The sequence below is a fragment of the Halopseudomonas maritima genome, assembly GCF_021545785.1.
GTDB classification, from domain to species: Bacteria; Pseudomonadota; Gammaproteobacteria; order Pseudomonadales; family Pseudomonadaceae; genus Halopseudomonas; species Halopseudomonas maritima.
The window spans coordinates 174,323-189,051 of the sequence record NZ_CP079801.1 but is presented as its reverse complement, the minus strand read 5'-3'; the positions used below and the strand labels follow the sequence as shown (position 1 = coordinate 189,051).

Below are 14,729 nucleotides of genomic sequence, written 5' to 3'. Positions count from 1 at the left end.
CTGCGGAAGCTCGCTGGGTGCCTGCAGGGGTTGGGTTGCCTGGTTCACGGTAGGCTCGGCGGGGGAGTCGGGCGGATGACAATGGCACTGAGGTTGTCGCTGGCGGCGCCTTGCAGGACCTGTGCAAACAGGTGCTCAACCGCCGCGCGGGCGCTGTGCAGCGCCAGTGCCTGGTTGAGTTGGCGGACTGTCAGCGCACGGTACAGGCCGTCGCTGCATAGCAGCAGTCGGTCGCCGCTTTGCAGGTTGAACTCGGTGACGTCCAGGCGCAGGATCTGGTGCGCGCCCACCGCGCGGGTGAGCGCCTGGGCGCTGGGGTGTCGGGCAGCCTGTGCCGGGCTCATATTGGCGCCACTGATCAGTTGCTGGGCGAGGGTGTGGTCCTTGGATAGCAGGTAGAGCTTCTGCCGGCGCCACAGATAACAGCGACTGTCGCCGGCCCACAGACACATTGCGCGCATGCCATAGGCGGTGACCGCGACCACGGTGCTGCCAATCAGCGGTGCGGGCTGGCCGGCGGACAGCGTCAGGTCCTGGGTCAGGCGATGGTTGACCTGATGCAGAGCCTGACGTATCCGCCGCTGGTTTTGATCCAGATTGGCGCCTAACGGCAGGTCTGCCAGTTGCTCGACAATCATCCTGCTCGCCAGAGCGCCGTTCTGGTGGCCGCCCATGCCGTCGGCGACTGCCCACAGGCTGTGTGGCCGCCGGTCCAGCACGGCGTCTTCGTTACGACTGCGTACCTTGCCGGTATGCGTCTGGCTTGCACTGTCCCAGTGGATCATAGCTGCGCTGGCAGGGCGAAGTTACGTAGCAGTTCAGGGTCAAACGGATTGGGCGCTCGCTGGCTGTGCAGCAGGTACTGAGCGCGCATGCCGCCGATGCTGGCGCGCAGTAGCAGTGCATCGCGCTCTTCCTGGCGTTCGATATCCACCCGATCTAGCAGACGGAATAGAGACCAGGCGCCGGCCTCCTGCTGCAGGCGCATGCGGCGGCCGCCGAGGTCTTCCAGGGTCAGGCTGATGCGCTCGCTGCCCTCTGCCGCAGGCCAGCGGAAAGCGGTGGCGACAATCGGGCCATGGCGATACTCCAGTTGCTGCGGGCCATAATGAAAGCTGGATCGGCCGAGACTGGCATCCAGGGCATAGGGCTCAAGGCGAAACTGTACGCCGGGCTCGAAGGGGTCGTCGGCAAAGAAGCCGTCACGGATCGCCTGAGCGCGGCCCAGTTGCGTCAGTAGAGCCGCAGAGAGCGGCAGATTGCGGCCGTCCAGCGAACGCAGGCGGTAGCGTCCATTGCTGTGGATGACGAAGGGTTGCAGGTAACTTCCGATAAAACGCTCGACCGTACCCTCATGCTGGAAGAAACTGCGGAAGTCATTCAGTTCAACGTCGCGGTTGCTGTCAGCGCTGAATGGATAACGCTGGGCGAGGGCGCTGCGGTAGACGCTGTAGAGGTCTGCGCGGTAGCGCTGATTGAGATAGCGTCCTGCGTCGGCCAACACCTGTCCCCAGGCGTCGGACGCCACCTGACCGATCCAGCTGTCGAGTGGCGCCGGCAGCACGCCGGCGGCGTCACGGGTGGCGCTGATGGCATCAGCCTGATGCTGCATGCGTTTGCGCGCCATTTCAAAGGCCTGTTGGCCGCTGTCGCCGCTGTTATATAGCTGGGCGACCTGCAGCTGCAGCTGCGCTAGCGCCTGCTGGCTCTGGCGCAGCGCTGGACTGGGCGCGCCGGTGTCATCCAGCAGTGCGTGCAACTCGGAGAATTGTTGCTGCAACGCCTGTTTGGCCGGGCTGGCAGGCGCTGAATGGTCGAGTGCCGGGTCAATCAGCCGGGTGTGCTCGCGCAATTGCAGCAGCAGTTGCAGGTGTGGCGCGCTGCTGGCGCCCAGAGCGGCCAGATCGGTGACGGCACGACCGCTGCGTAGCGGTGCCATGCGCAGTGCGGCCAGGGCGCGTACCCATTGATCGGTGTAATCCTGAAAGTAAAGCGCTTCCACTTCAATCAGCAGCTGCCGCCGCTCACTGGGCGTCAGGCGGCTGCGATTGCCAAGCACCCAGTTGTCCTCCAGCAGGCGCTCGATTAACGCCGGCCCCCGTTGTTGGAACAGCGTCTGATAGCCCGGCTTGCTATAGAAACCGGGAATCTCCACCGGTCGGCTGGCCAACAGCTGGTGATCGGCACCCAACTGGCTGTCGAGGCGGTAGGTGGGCAGGGCGCGGGCCTGTTCGCGCAGCAGACGATAGGTCAGCTGGGCCAGAGACTCTTGCTGCAGTTGTTCGCGCACCGCGCTGATTAGCTCGTGGTTTGCTGCTGCCGACTGCCAGGGCAGTGCCAGCAGCCTGGCAAGGTGTTGGTTCAGGTGTTGTTGGACGTCGGCTTGGTCGGGGTATCGGTGGCGCCACTCTTCGCGCATCCACTGTTGCAGGTAGTCAGCGTCCAGGCGCTCGCTCTGGCTGAGCATCAGGTAGGCGCGCAGGTGGCCAATCAGCTGTTGACGATCGGCGTGTGCGCTGCGCAACCGCGCCTCCAGCTGGCGGCTGATCAGAGGTTGCAGGTAATCGCGTAGCGCTTGCTGATAGTGGCGTTGCACCTGTGGTTGTACTGCTGGAGCCTGCTCCAACGTCAGGTTCTGGCCAAGCGCGCTACTGGTTACCTTGGGTTGCACCAGGGTGGCCGCGTAGCGGGTGTCCAATTGCTGCAGCAGCGCTGTGATGCGGCTATGCGCTTCAATGGTAGGCGTAGTAGGCAGGAAGTGCTCAGCCAGCTGCGCCAGCTGGCTGAGGCGCTCGCTCTGCTGGTGATAGGCCCAGCCCCAGCCAAGGGTGCAGGCTGCCAGTCCGGCGGCAGCCAGGCCCAGGCCGATGCGCTGACGGCGCCGCTGATGTTGTCGGCGCTGCTGGTCGAGGCATACGCGCTGGGGGTTACCGAGGATGATCTGCTCCAACAGCTCCGTGATAAACCCGGACTGTCTGGCCGGCAGTGGTGAGGACATCAGACAGTCGTGCTCGTGTTGACCTGCGCAGGTGAAGTACAGGCCTTGCAGGCGGGCACCGGGCTGGTAGCGGTTGGCGCTGAAGCTCTGCTCGATAAAGCGTTGCAGTGGACCTTCCAGGCGAGCGAGCTGCCAGGGTAGGTCAAACAGTTGGCTGCGACGGGCCGGGTCGCGCTCCTGATGCAGGCGGTTCAGCATCTGAGTATTCAGGCGGCCGAGCAGGCCGGCATAGGCACGGCTTTGCTGTTGCGGATCGGTGTTGGGTTGGTCATCGATATGGATACCAAAGTGCTGCTGACGTTGATTGGCCGGCAATTGCTCTAGCAGTTCGGTGAGGCCCGGGATCAGGTCTCCCTTGCTCAGCAGCAGATACACCGGCAGGTCCAGACCAAGCTGATGGCGCAGCTCTGCCAGTGCCTGACGCAGGCGGCGTGCCAGATTGTCCAATTCAAGGTTGTGGTCCTGTTGCAGCAGGTCGACTGGTAGGGTGACCAGCACGCCGTTCAGTGCCGGTTGGCGGCGCTGGCGCAGCAGATTGAGCAGTGCCTGCCAGTGCGCTGCTGGTGCGGCGGACTCGGCGTCGGGCAGGCAGTGGCCACTGCAGTCAATCAGCGCACCTGCTCGGTGGCAGTGCCATTCAGCCGGACTTGGGCCGGCGTCACCTTCCGGTGCATCGGCGGTGGTGCTCACCAGGGGCAGTTCCGACTGGCAAATCAGACTGCTTTTTCCGGCGTTTTGCGGGCCAATCAACAAGTACCAGGGCAACTGTCGACGCTCGCGGGCACTGAGTCCGGCGTGGCCCATTTGCTGCTGGGCCAGCAGCCAGCGCTGATGCAGGGCCAGGTGCACGTCGATCTGACGGGCCTGCTGTTGCTCTTCTTCCGGGCTGGGTGGCTTGGGGGCCGGGCGTTTGCGCCAGTAGCTGATCAGGCGCCATATCACCCATGGCGTGGCCAGTAAGGCCAGGGTCGCCGCGCGGCTCCAGCGGCTGCTCCAGATAGCGTGGCCGTTGATGGATACCATGGGGCCCAGCTGCCAGATCAGCAAGCCGAGCAGTATCAGCAACAGCGCGGACCAGCCGGGTGGTGAGCGCAGTAGGGTAAGTAAGCGGGTCAGCGCGGGTGTCATGGCTGAGCCTCCTGGGCACTGTAGTGTTGCAAGGTGTTATTGCGTTGCTGGTCCAGCACACTGCTGAAACCACTGTGCAGCAACCACAGCATGCCCAGCGTGCCGGCGATCAGCAGCCACGCGGGCATACCGCGTGACAGTTGTTGCGTACCGTTTTCGGGCGCCGCTGTGGTACCGAGTCGGCTGTCGGGTTCGTCGCGGTAGCGTTTCAGCTCGCGATACAGGCGTTCGCTGATATCTGCCAGGGCGCTTTCGCCACGCGGCTGCAGGCGGTAGCGGCCCTGAAAGCCGAGCGCAATGCAGACGTACATCAATTCGAGAACGTCTAGGTGACGGCTCGGCTCTCGAAACAGGCGCTCCAGCAGCACAAAGAACTTCTCGCCGCCGAAGGTTTCTTGGTGGAACTGGCTGAGCAGACTGTGTTGCGACCAGTCGCTGTCGTTACCCCAGCGGGTGCCCAGAATGGCTTCATCCAGCACGGTGCAGAGGACGTAGCGGGCCGCATGGCGAGTGGTCTGCTCAACCTTGTGTTCCTGGCACTGCAGGTCAAACTGCTGGATGCCGACGCGCAGAGACTCGCGCAGTAGCTCAGGGCTGTCCTGCGGGGCGGCGTACTTCAGCTGAATCAGTTCGGAGAACAGTGGGGCGGCGAGCGCCAACAAGGTGTTGGGGCCGTGGGCGTCTATCAGTAACGAGCTGTTGCCGGGCGGTAAGGTCAGGCGCTGGGCCAGAGGTGCCGCTTGGAACACCGGGTTGTAATCAGTGAGCGGTGTGTCGGCTGACAAGTTGTCGTCCTGAGCGAGGATGACCGTGCGGTCGTCCTGGGGGGATGCCATTGCATGCATGGAAGTCAGCTCCTGATGGCCCAAAAGGCGAGTTGCAGGTTGCTCAGCTCTGCGCCGGCGTGAAAGGCGAAGCCGCCGGAGCTGGCAAGCTGCGCGCGCTCGTCAGCGCTGAGCTCTAGCGCAAAATAGGTGCGGTCGCTGTGGAACGGCAGCTGACGCGGAGCCACTGGCAGTGCGCGCAGCCGGATGCCTGGCAGGTGCAGGTTGACCAATTGTCGAATCTGCTCGACTGCGCCGATCTTGAGGTGATTGGGTAGGCGCTTGCGCAGGCTGTCGCTATCGCAATCAGCCTTGGCGGCGAGGACAAACAGGGCGTTGTCCAGCAGCGCCGGGTCGCTGAGCGGGGCGACACGAATGCCGTATTGTCGTTGCTGCAGCGGCAGCTCCAGCGCGTGCTGCTCCAGCACCATCGAGAGGCTTTGCCGCAGGGCGCGCATCAATTGGCGGAAGCTGCCGCCTTGGTCGCTGTGCTGATAGTGCAACTCGGTGGGCGGTCGCTTGCTGTCGCAGCTGAAAGTGGAAAGCTCTCCGAGCAGGCTAAGTAGCAGACTGAACAGGGCGGCTGGTGGTGTATGGCTGCCGCTGCGCAGTTGGCGCAGCAGGGGCTCGTGGCGGTTGAGCAACTGCAGCATCAGTAGATCGCCCAGTTCGGCGCTGGCCGCCTTGCCGCGACTGCGCAGGCGCTCGGCCAGTGCATCGGCGCGGTGTTGTACCAGGCTGATGGCCTCCTGCAGGCATTTCTGCAGAAAGGGGCTGTCCTGGCAGTGCAGATAGCTGGCGACCTGCTCGTCGTCCAGACGAATGCTGCCGTCGCTGTTGCTCTCCTGGATTTGACACAGGCGCAGGCGCACCAGCGCCTGGTCGTCCTTAGCCTCGCCGAGCATCAGCCGAAAAGCCGGTTGTGCGCAGCGCAGGGTAGCGCTGCCGGCCGCGCCGGCGTTGGCGTCGCTAACGTCGTGGTCGGTGCTGACATAGCGTGCCAGCGAGCTGTCCGTGCCTTGAGTCTGGACTTCAACGTGCCCGCCACTGACCAGCGGCAGGGCCAGGTAGACAGGGCTGTTCAGGGTGCCGGGGGGCACATCGAGGGCCAAAGGTTCGGGTCTTTGGGACAGATCGAACAGGCTGCCGTCGGGCAGCAGCCCGCTGGCATCGGTGATGACGATCTTGCCTAGGGCGAGAAACTGGCTGTCCAGCGTCAGCTGGGTAAAGCCCCAGGCGTGCGCATGCAGCCCGTTGGTGCGGCGGGTCAGTTGCTCGTCGTAGTAGCGATCGTGCTGCTGGAAGTGCTGGGGGCGCAGCAACATGCCTTCGTGCCAGACGACTTTCAATGCCGGCATGTCAGCGGTCTCCGGCTGGGTGGCGTGGTTCGATGCCGTATTCACCCAAGGCCAGCTCGAAGGTGTTGCGCTTACCGGGTTGCAGCGCCAACTGGATACGCCAGCGGCTGTTGGGCAGGTCACGGTATGCCGCAACTAGGCCCAGGTAGCGGGTATCCGGGCGCGCTGCAATCTTGAAGCTGCGCTGCTCGCCAGGGCGCAGTTCCAGCTCCTGGAGGGCCAGCAGATCGGGTGACAATATCTGTTGTGGACGTTGCTGCAGGGCGAAGAAGTCGGCCTGCTCAAAGGCTACCGGATGGCGCAGCTCAACCAGTTGCAGCACGACGGGCGAGGGGCGGCCATGCAAGTCCGGGTTCAGGCTGTCGCTGGCGCTGAGCTGCAAGTCTATCTTGGTGAGCTCCGAGTAGGGTGACAGCATGCTGCAGGCACTCAGCAGACAGGCTGCTAGTACGGGAAGAAGACGATACATTGAGGGTCATCCGAACGGGTTGTGGTGAAGGCTTTGCAGCAGCTGGTGCTGCTCCTGGTAGGCGTCTTTGAGAGCCTGTTGACAGCGTTGCTGCAGCGCGGCGGGTTGCTGGTACTGCTGCTGCAGCGCGCGCCAGCGGGCACCGTCGGTACGTAGCAGAGCTGGGCCGAGCAATTGCGCGGGCGCCAGTAGCGCCGGCAGTTGATCGGTCAGCCGATTGCTGGCCTGCTGCAGCGCCAGCTGATGGGTGCGCAACTGGCGCCAGGCACTGCGCAGCAGTTCGTCGCCGTCAGCGGCGCTGAGCAATTGCTGCAGCGCGGCGGCGCTGTCCTGGCCGGTGGTTAACGGGTGGCGGTTGCTGCCACCTTGCAGTTGCCCGGCGCTTTGCTGCTGTGCGTACAGGCTGTGTTGCAGTTCGGCCACGGCGCTACGTAACAGTGTGATGGCCTGCTTGCTGATGGCGACCGCCTGGGCGGACGACGCAGGCTGAATGCCAAGCTGCTGGCACAGCTGTTCGGCCAGTTCGCCCTCCGCAGCGGGTGTGGTTGTGAGTGTGGTCTGTGCGCGTGGAAGTCTGACGTGTTCGGCCTCGACGCGATGGTGCTCGGCGCTGGAGGTAGGCTGCACCAAAGCGGCCGGTTCACTGAGCCAGGCAGCGAGTGGGTCTGGGCTGTCGGCGCCGCTGCTGTCGCCATCCAGAGAGAGGAAGGCGTCGTCAGGGATGGGGGCGTGGTTGCTGGCCGAGACCTGCTGTAGACGTGCCCGGACCTCCAGCTCGCCCAGGCAGTAGATCTGGCCGTGCTCAATGCGTTCGGGCTGATCCTTGGTCAGCCGCCGACCGTCAGCTTTCAGGTGAATGCCGTTACTGCTGGTATCGGTCAGATAGAACGCCTGGTCGCTGTAACTGATCTGCGCGTGGTGACCGGAGATGATGCGCTGGCGATCGGGCAGTACCCAGTCGCAATCGGCGGCCCGGCCAATGACGCCGCCAGCTTGTCTGAACAGGCGTGATAGCGGTGGTTGCTGCGGCTCTGGCGGGGGGGAGATTACTTCGAGCATCAGCTCCATCTAGCGCCCTCCTGCATCGGTGGTGCGATGGGAGGCGTCGAGGGGCTGATATTGCTCGTCATCGAAGCGCAGGTTGCCGTTGCACCCGCAGAGCAGGCAGAGCGATAGGAAGAGCGCTGTGGAAGGCGCGAAGTGGAGAGGGGGAAGCGATAGGCGCATTGCTTAATCCATTTGCTACTGAACTGAACCCGTCCTGGGTCGATAGCTCAGCATGAGGCAAGCTTTGTGCCGATATTTTTATTCTTTGCTAATCATAGGGTTATGTTGCTTATGAGGTTTCGGCTGCGGGAGGTGTGATGCTTATCTCGGCGCACTGCGCAACATCTTGCGCAGTGCTGGCGAAAAGTGGCGCGTGCTGTCTCTCGGATCAGCGACAGACCGGGATCATGCAGCTGCCATCGCTGACACTCTGGCTGTTTGCAGCGCAGGCTCGCACTTGCTCGGCGGCGGCGTCACAACCCATTTCCTGCATACCTGTGGCCAGATTGTTCCAGCCGGCTGGATAATCGGGGAAACGGCGTACCAATTCACTGAAATGCTCGATGGCGTCTGCTTGCTGGCCGTTGTTCCAGGCAATGTTGCCCAGGCCCAGCAGCGCTGCGGGTTGCTCTGGCCAGCGCTCGGCGGCGGCCTGATAGGCTTTGGCGGCGTTGTCGCGTTGACCGAGTTGCTCCAGGTCTGCCGCGGCGGCCAGGTAGGGCAGGGGCTCGGCGCTGGCCGGGATATGGCCCGGCGGTACCGCAACCCGCGCCCATTGCTCAGCACGTTCCCAGGTTCGCATAAAGACGGCGAAGGGCTCGCGCTGACGGGCATTGAGCCCTGAATGCAGGATCAGCTCCCGGGTATTCAGGTCGTAGCCCACGGCGACGGCGTAGTGCCACTGGGGATACCAGTCGAAGGCCAGATTCTGCATCACCAGCACCGCATTGCCGTCGTCCAGTTCACGCAGAATAGCGTCCAGTTCAGGGGGCAGTGGGTATACCAGCAGCCCCTGCTCACGGGCGGCAGCGACCATTTCCACCTGCAATGTGCCCTGACGTTCGGGCAGGTAGACTCGACCCTTCAGTTGCTCTGGGCTGATCTGGATTCCCCGTTGACCCAGCAGCATGGACAGCGATGCCGGGCCGCACTGATAGGCATCCTGCGCGTGAAAGGGCAGGTTAGTCAGCAAGCGGTTGGCGGGCAGGTCGGTGGGTAGATCGAAAGTGGTGCGGGGGGCAAGGCCGGCACAGGCTGACAGCATGGCTGCCAGCCCTAGTAGCAGGCCAAGGCGCAGAGCCTTGTACATGGTTTAATTCACACAGTTGACGAAGCTGTAGATGTCGGTTGCGCACAGCATGTCGGTGATGATGAAAATCACCAGAAACAGCACGATGATACCGACAACACCGGCGCCGGCCGGCGCGTCATCCAGCTGGCTATTGAACTCGGCAAGCTCATTGGCGGTCAGGCTGTCGATACGCTTTTCGACCTGGTCCTGAGAGACGCCGAGACTGGCCAGCTTATCCTGTACGGCCTGATCGTCGAGCATTGCCTTGAGCTCGGCGCGGTCTACACTCAGTTGTTGCTGGGCGACGGCTTCACTGGTGCCGACCATGGCGGCCTGGGCTTGCAGGCTGGCCATCGATGTCAGCATGAACAGTGCGGTCAGCAGGATAGACAGGTAACGCCTGGTGGATCGCATGAAAGTCATGGGTTATTCCTCATTCTGTTGTGGCTTCCCTGCGTGGAAGCTTTCAACCACCGGAAGGTGGACGTCCGATGCGCATGTTGCGCTCCCTTTTAACGACCTGTGCAACGGCTGCAGGTTCCGAAGTGCCACTGCCGTTGTGATCTGCTTCACCTCCCGCGCGCCCTCGACTACAGCCCGAGCTTGTCGCGCATCTGGTAGTACCAGGCGCCGATGGCAGTAAATGGCACACGCAGCAGGCGGCCGCCAGGGAAGGGGTAGTGTGGCAGGGCGGCGAAGGCGTCGAATCGCTCGGCTTGGCCGCGCAGTACTTCGGCCAGCACACGCCCGGCAACGTGGGTAAAGGTGACCCCGTGCCCGCTGCACCCTTGTGAGTAGTAGATGTTGCTGCCGATGCGACCGACTTGTGGCAAGCGCGACAGCGTGAGCAGGAAGTTGCCGGTCCAGGCGTAATCGATCTTCACGTCCTTGAGCTGCGGGAAGGTTTTAACCAGGTTGGGACGAATCATTGCCTCGATGTTGCTCGGGTCGCGGGCACCATAGACTACGCCGCCGCCAAAGATCAGGCGGCGGTCGCCGGAGAGCCGGTAGTAGTCCAGCAGATAGGCGCAGTCTTCGACGCAGTAGTCCTGTGGCAGCAGTGAACTGGCCAGTTCTTCGGACAGGGGCTCGGTGGTAATTACCTGCGTACCGCAGGGCATCGACTTGGCCGCCAACTGCGGCAGCAGGTCGCCAAGGTAGGCGTTGCCGGCAACGATGACGTAGCGCGCCTTCACTTGCCCGTTGGCCGTGTGCACCACGGGGTTCTCGCCCTGGTCGATGCGGGTTACCGGCGAATGTTCATGGATAATGCCGCCCAGCGATTCAAACGCAGCCGCCTCGCCCAGCACCAGATTCAGCGGATGGATATGGCCGCCACTCATATCCAGCATGCCGCCGACGTAAATATCGGTATTGACCACCTCGCGGATACGGCGCTCATCGAGCAGCTCCAGCTGGGTGTTGCCGTAGCGTTCCCAGAGCTTTTTCTGTGCCTCCAGGTGCTGCATCTGCTTGGCGTTAAACGCCGCGAACACGCCGCCGTCCTTCAAGTCGCAATCGATTCCATACTGGGCCACCCGCTCGCGGATGATACGGCCGCCTTCAAAGGCCATGTCGCCCAACAGGCGAGCCTGGTCGGCGCCCAGGGTGCGCTCGATAACATCGATATCGCGGCTGTAGCTGTTGACGATCTGCCCGCCGTTGCGTCCGGATGCGCCGAAGCCCACCTGCACAGCCTCCAGTACGGTGACCCGAAACCCCTGCTCGGCAAGGTGCAGGGCGGCCGAAATGCCGGTAAAGCCAGCACCCACGACGCACACATCCGTTTCGCTAGTGCCTTGCAGTGCGGGGCGCGCTGGTGAAGGGTTGGCCGAGGCGGCGTAATAGGACGTGGTGTGTTGAGTCTCGACCATGAGGGCACCTATGCGATTGTTGAATATTTTTGACAGTATTCGCTGATGCTACTCGCAGGAAGGCTCTATTGCCATAGGGTGCTCAAAAAAAGACACAGCTGGCCGCCGGCGGGATCGCCCGCGCAGAGGCTCAGCTAGGGGCGGGCTCGGCAGTGCTGGCAGCCGGTTCTGGTTCTTCCTTGGGAAGGGCGCGGCACATCAGGACGAAAACCATCGAAAAGCCGAGCATGATAGCGATCAGGTGAAAGGCATCGTTGTAGGCCATGATCGCCGCTTGTTGATGCACCTGATTATTGAGCAGTTGCAGCGCAGCCTGGGGGTCGCCGAGCTGAGCGGTGAGCAGATGCATACGCTGTTCAAACGCTGCATTACCGGGCGTGATGTGCTCACGCAGAAAGTCAAAGTAATACTTGGCGCGACTGTCTAGGATGGTCGCCAGGGCAGCGATCCCGATGGCGCCGCCCAGGTTGCGCAAAATGTTGTACAGGCTAGAGGCGGACCCCGCTTGCGACGGCGCAATCATGGCAGTGGCAAGGATCGACATGGGCACCAGCACCATCGGCTGACCGAATGCGCGGAAAATCTGGATGGCGATGAACTGGTCGCCGGCAAAGTCCAGATTCAGGCGGCCGCTGAAGAAACTGGCAAAGGCAAACAGGAAGAAGCCCGTAGCGCAGATCAGGCGAGCGTCGATAAACCGCATCAAGATCGGCACCAGCGGAATGATCAGTAGCTGCGGTATGCCCATCCACATGATGACCTGGCCGATCTGCAGGGCGTTGTAGCCTTGGATCTGGGCCAGGTACACCGGCAGCACGAACACCGTGCCGTACAGGCCAACGCCCAGGCCAATATTGGCCAGGCTGCCGAGCAGAAAGTTGCGGTCTTTCAGCAGGCGCAGGTTTACCAGCGGATCGTCGCGGGTCAATTGGACAATCACAAAGCTGCACAGGCTAATGAAGGCAATGATCGCCAGGGTCGTGATCAACCGCGACTCAAACCAGTCCTCTCGATGCCCCTCTTCCAGAAACACCTGCAGGCAACCCAGGCCAATCGCCATGGTAGCGATGCCGATATAGTCACCCTGACGCAGCAGGTCCCAGCGCGGCTTGGCCTTGTCCAGGCCGTACATCAAGCCGGCAGCCATCAGAATGCCCGGGAAGATATTGATATAGAAAATGTACTCCCACCCGAAGTTTTCGGTTAGCCAGCCGCCGATGGTGGGGCCAATTGATGGCGCGAAGGTGGCGGTAATGGCAAACATGGCCATGCCTTTGGGGCGCTGGGCAGGTGGCAGCTTGGTCAGGATCAGGGTAAAGGCAAAGGGGATCAGCGCGCCGCCGGCCAGGCCTTGCAAGGCGCGAAACACGATCATGCTTTCCAGGTTCCAGGCCATGGAGCACAACAGCGAGGCAATGACGAAGATGGTGGAGATGGTGATCGCAAAGCGTCGCGGCGAGAAGATGGTGGTCAACCAGGCCGCCAGCGGAATGATGATGATTTCGGCCACCAGATAGGAAGTGGATATCCAGGAACCTTCCTCAATGGTCGCCGACAGCGCCCCCTGAATGTCCTTCAGCGAGGAGTTGATGATCTGGATGTCGAGAATCGCCATAAAGGCGCCGAGGATGGCGCTGAGCAAGGCTATCCAGTCGCGCCTGCCCGGTGGTGGAATCTCGTTGTTGAAGCCGGCATCAGCCACGCAGGTCGACCTTCACGTGCACCGACATGCCAGGGCGAACAAGGTCGCTGAAGGGGTGCTCGGGATCGATGACCAGCTTGACCGGAATACGCTGTACGACCTTGGTAAAGTTGCCGGTGGCGTTGTCCGGCGGCAGCAGGCTGAATTGTGCCCCGGAGGCCGGGAACAGGCTCTGTACGCGGCCTTCAATGACCTGGTCGGGGAAACTGTCGAACACCAGTTCCGCTCGCAGCCCTTCGTGCATCTGGTCGATCTGGGTTTCCTTGAAATTGGCCTTGACCCACAGATCGCTGTTAGGCACCACCGCCAACAGGTGGTTGCCGGGGGCGACGTTCTGGCCAATGCGCACGGTGCGTTGCCCGACTAGACCGGCAACAGGTGCGCGAATCTCGGTGCGCTCAAGCGCCAGCTCAGCTTGTTCTACGGTCGCTTCGGCGACTTGAATCTGGGCGTCCAGACGAGCGATGTCGGCATTCAGGGTGTCTTTGGCCAGGGTCTGAGTTTGCAGGTCCGCGCGGGCCTTGCTGACCTGTGCGCGGGCCACCTCCAGCTGGGCGTGGAAGTTGCTGAGTTGTTCTTCCGAGGCGTAGCCGGACTGGCGCAGGGGGGTGATGCGCTTGATATCCAGCTCGATACGCCGCTGTTCGGCCTGGCTGGCCTCGACATTGGCGGCAGCGGCAGCGATCAGGCTGTCCTGCTGTGTCAGGCGTGACCGCGCCTGTTGCTGTTCGGCGCGGCGGGTCGCGAGATTGGCGCGCGCTTCGGCAGCGGCGATTTCGAAGTCACGTGCGTCCAGGCGCACCAGCAGGTCGCCAGCGGCGACTGATTGGTTGTCGCTTACCAGAACATCGAGCACCTGACCGGACAGGCGGCTGGAAACCGACGTGATGTCTCCCTGCACGTAGGCGTTGTCGGTCTCTTGGTAGTGGCGGCCTACCAGCCACCAATGGGCAAAGGCAGCGGCGCCCAGCAGGGCACAAATGAGCAGGAAGACAAACAGACGGACTCTGACGCGGGCTGACATGCGTTACCTCAATTTTTGTTCTGCCCGCACTCTAACACTGTTCCCCGGGGCGTCGGAGGCGCTAGAATCTGGAAACTTTGTTGCAGCAGGGGAACAGTTGTAATGGGGCTGGATGACGCCTTGATCTTCACTCGGGTAGTCGAGTGCCACAGCTTTACTAGCGCCGCGACCACGCTGGGTATGCAGAAATCCACTGTAAGCCGGCGCATTGCGCAGCTTGAGGAGCGTTTGGGCGTGCGGTTGCTGAACCGTACCACCCGCAAGTTGCGCCTCACCGAGGTGGGGCAGGCCTACTATGAGCGCTGTCGCCAGATCATGCAGGAGTTTGCCGAGGCTGAGCAGGCGATCATGCAGCTGCAGCGCGAGCCGACAGGGTTGCTGCGGGTCAGCTCGCCGATTGAATTCGGCCAGTTGTTTCTCGGCGGAGTAGTCGGGCAGTTCATGCGCGCCTATCCGGCCATTCAGGTCGAGGTCGAGTTGAGCACCCGCACGGTTGACCCGGTCGAGGAGGGGGTGGATGTGGTGATTCACCTCGGGCGCCCGCAGGACTCAAGCCTGGTGGCGCGCCGCTTGATGACCAGCCCACGCCAGCTGTATGCCAGCCCCGACTATATAAAGCGCTACGGTATGCCCGCTGCGCCAGCCGAGTTGAGCGCGCACCGCTGCATTCATGCGCTGGTTGATGGGGCGCGCAAATGGCGTTTCGAGCAGCCGGCGGTCAGTGTGCCGATCAACCCGGTGCTGCTGGTAAACAACATCACCTTTGCCCGTGAGGCTGCGCTGGCGGGTGCCGGCATCATCAATGTGCCGGCCTTCATCGCCGAAGCCTGCGTGGAGGACGGCACCCTGGTGCGGGTGCTGGAGAACACGCACCTGCCCTCCAGTGAGCTGTACGCGCTTTATCCGTCACGCCGTTTTCAGGCGATGAAGGTCAAGGCCTTCATTGATTTTGTCATCGAGCGTCTGCAGGAGCGGGCGTCCGACTATATAGAGATTGAAGGCTGAGCCCTGATA

At 62.5% G+C, this 14,729-nt stretch carries 12 protein-coding genes; 1 reads left to right on the top strand and 11 read right to left on the bottom strand.

Annotated elements, in window-relative coordinates; translation table 11 throughout:
* Positions 1-44 precede the first annotated feature (44 nt).
* From HV822_RS00875 to HV822_RS00825, 11 genes are all read right to left on the bottom strand, one after another.
* On the bottom strand, positions 45-785 hold the full coding sequence (locus tag HV822_RS00875) for a PP2C family protein-serine/threonine phosphatase (RefSeq protein WP_238871795.1): 741 nt from the start codon (positions 783-785) through the stop codon (positions 45-47).
* The gene (tssM, locus tag HV822_RS00870) at positions 782-4,126 is read right to left on the bottom strand and encodes a type VI secretion system membrane subunit TssM (RefSeq protein ID WP_238871794.1); all 3,345 of its coding nucleotides are present in this window, start codon (positions 4,124-4,126) and stop codon (positions 782-784) included. The genes HV822_RS00875 and tssM overlap by 4 nt, the downstream gene beginning before the upstream one ends.
* Positions 4,123-4,971, bottom strand: a complete 849-nt coding sequence (icmH, locus tag HV822_RS00865; protein ID WP_238871793.1) for a type IVB secretion system protein IcmH/DotU — start codon at positions 4,969-4,971, stop codon at positions 4,123-4,125. Before icmH ends, tssM begins: the two co-directional genes overlap by 4 nt.
* Before the next feature lie 5 nt (positions 4,972-4,976).
* Entirely contained in the window at positions 4,977-6,308 is a 1,332-nt protein-coding gene (tssK, locus tag HV822_RS00860; RefSeq protein ID WP_238871792.1) for a type VI secretion system baseplate subunit TssK, read from the bottom strand.
* A gap of 1 nt (position 6,309) precedes the next feature.
* A complete protein-coding gene (gene tssJ / locus HV822_RS00855) occupies positions 6,310-6,777 on the bottom strand; it encodes a type VI secretion system lipoprotein TssJ (protein WP_238871791.1) in 468 nt (155 codons plus the stop codon).
* Between the two features lie 6 nt (positions 6,778-6,783).
* The gene (locus HV822_RS00850; protein ID WP_238871790.1) at positions 6,784-7,845 is read right to left on the bottom strand and encodes a type VI secretion system-associated FHA domain protein; all 1,062 of its coding nucleotides are present in this window, start codon (positions 7,843-7,845) and stop codon (positions 6,784-6,786) included.
* Between the two features lie 367 nt (positions 7,846-8,212).
* Positions 8,213-9,133, bottom strand: coding sequence for a PA2778 family cysteine peptidase (locus HV822_RS00845; protein WP_238871789.1), 921 nt, complete (start codon positions 9,131-9,133; stop codon positions 8,213-8,215).
* A 3-nt stretch (positions 9,134-9,136) separates the two neighbouring features.
* Positions 9,137-9,529, bottom strand: coding sequence for a PA2779 family protein (locus HV822_RS00840; protein ID WP_238873661.1), 393 nt, complete (start codon positions 9,527-9,529; stop codon positions 9,137-9,139).
* Between the two features lie 176 nt (positions 9,530-9,705).
* A complete protein-coding gene (locus HV822_RS00835; protein ID WP_238871788.1) occupies positions 9,706-10,989 on the bottom strand; it encodes an NAD(P)/FAD-dependent oxidoreductase in 1,284 nt (427 codons plus the stop codon).
* Positions 10,990-11,119: 130 nt separating this feature from the next.
* Positions 11,120-12,691: a DHA2 family efflux MFS transporter permease subunit gene (locus tag HV822_RS00830; protein ID WP_238871787.1), complete on the bottom strand. Its 1,572-nt coding sequence runs from the start codon at positions 12,689-12,691 to the stop codon at positions 11,120-11,122.
* The gene (locus HV822_RS00825) at positions 12,684-13,715 is read right to left on the bottom strand and encodes an HlyD family secretion protein (RefSeq protein ID WP_238871786.1); all 1,032 of its coding nucleotides are present in this window, start codon (positions 13,713-13,715) and stop codon (positions 12,684-12,686) included. The genes HV822_RS00830 and HV822_RS00825 overlap by 8 nt, the downstream gene beginning before the upstream one ends.
* A 102-nt stretch (positions 13,716-13,817) precedes the next feature.
* On the opposite strand from HV822_RS00825, the gene HV822_RS00820 reads away from it, so the two are divergent.
* A complete protein-coding gene (locus HV822_RS00820) occupies positions 13,818-14,720 on the top strand; it encodes a LysR family transcriptional regulator (RefSeq protein ID WP_238871785.1) in 903 nt (300 codons plus the stop codon).
* Positions 14,721-14,729: the final 9 nt, after the last annotated feature.

What these genes read in the sequence shown, in the direction of transcription:
- HV822_RS00850 (WP_238871790.1), bottom strand. Translation starts at nt 7,845, where the DNA reads ATGGAGCTGATGCTCGAAGTAATCTCCCCCCCGCCAGAGCCGCAGCAA.
- icmH (WP_238871793.1), bottom strand. Translation starts at nt 4,971, where the DNA reads ATGCATGCAATGGCATCCCCCCAGGACGACCGCACGGTCATCCTCGCT.
- HV822_RS00845 (WP_238871789.1), bottom strand. Translation starts at nt 9,133, where the DNA reads ATGTACAAGGCTCTGCGCCTTGGCCTGCTACTAGGGCTGGCAGCCATG.
- HV822_RS00820 (WP_238871785.1), top strand. Translation starts at nt 13,818, where the DNA reads ATGGGGCTGGATGACGCCTTGATCTTCACTCGGGTAGTCGAGTGCCAC.
- HV822_RS00875 (WP_238871795.1), bottom strand. Translation starts at nt 785, where the DNA reads ATGATCCACTGGGACAGTGCAAGCCAGACGCATACCGGCAAGGTACGC.
- tssJ (WP_238871791.1), bottom strand. Translation starts at nt 6,777, where the DNA reads ATGTATCGTCTTCTTCCCGTACTAGCAGCCTGTCTGCTGAGTGCCTGC.
- HV822_RS00825 (WP_238871786.1), bottom strand. Translation starts at nt 13,715, where the DNA reads ATGTCAGCCCGCGTCAGAGTCCGTCTGTTTGTCTTCCTGCTCATTTGT.
- tssM (WP_238871794.1), bottom strand. Translation starts at nt 4,126, where the DNA reads ATGACACCCGCGCTGACCCGCTTACTTACCCTACTGCGCTCACCACCC.
- HV822_RS00835 (WP_238871788.1), bottom strand. Translation starts at nt 10,989, where the DNA reads ATGGTCGAGACTCAACACACCACGTCCTATTACGCCGCCTCGGCCAAC.
- tssK (WP_238871792.1), bottom strand. Translation starts at nt 6,308, where the DNA reads ATGCCGGCATTGAAAGTCGTCTGGCACGAAGGCATGTTGCTGCGCCCC.
- HV822_RS00840 (WP_238873661.1), bottom strand. Translation starts at nt 9,529, where the DNA reads ATGCGATCCACCAGGCGTTACCTGTCTATCCTGCTGACCGCACTGTTC.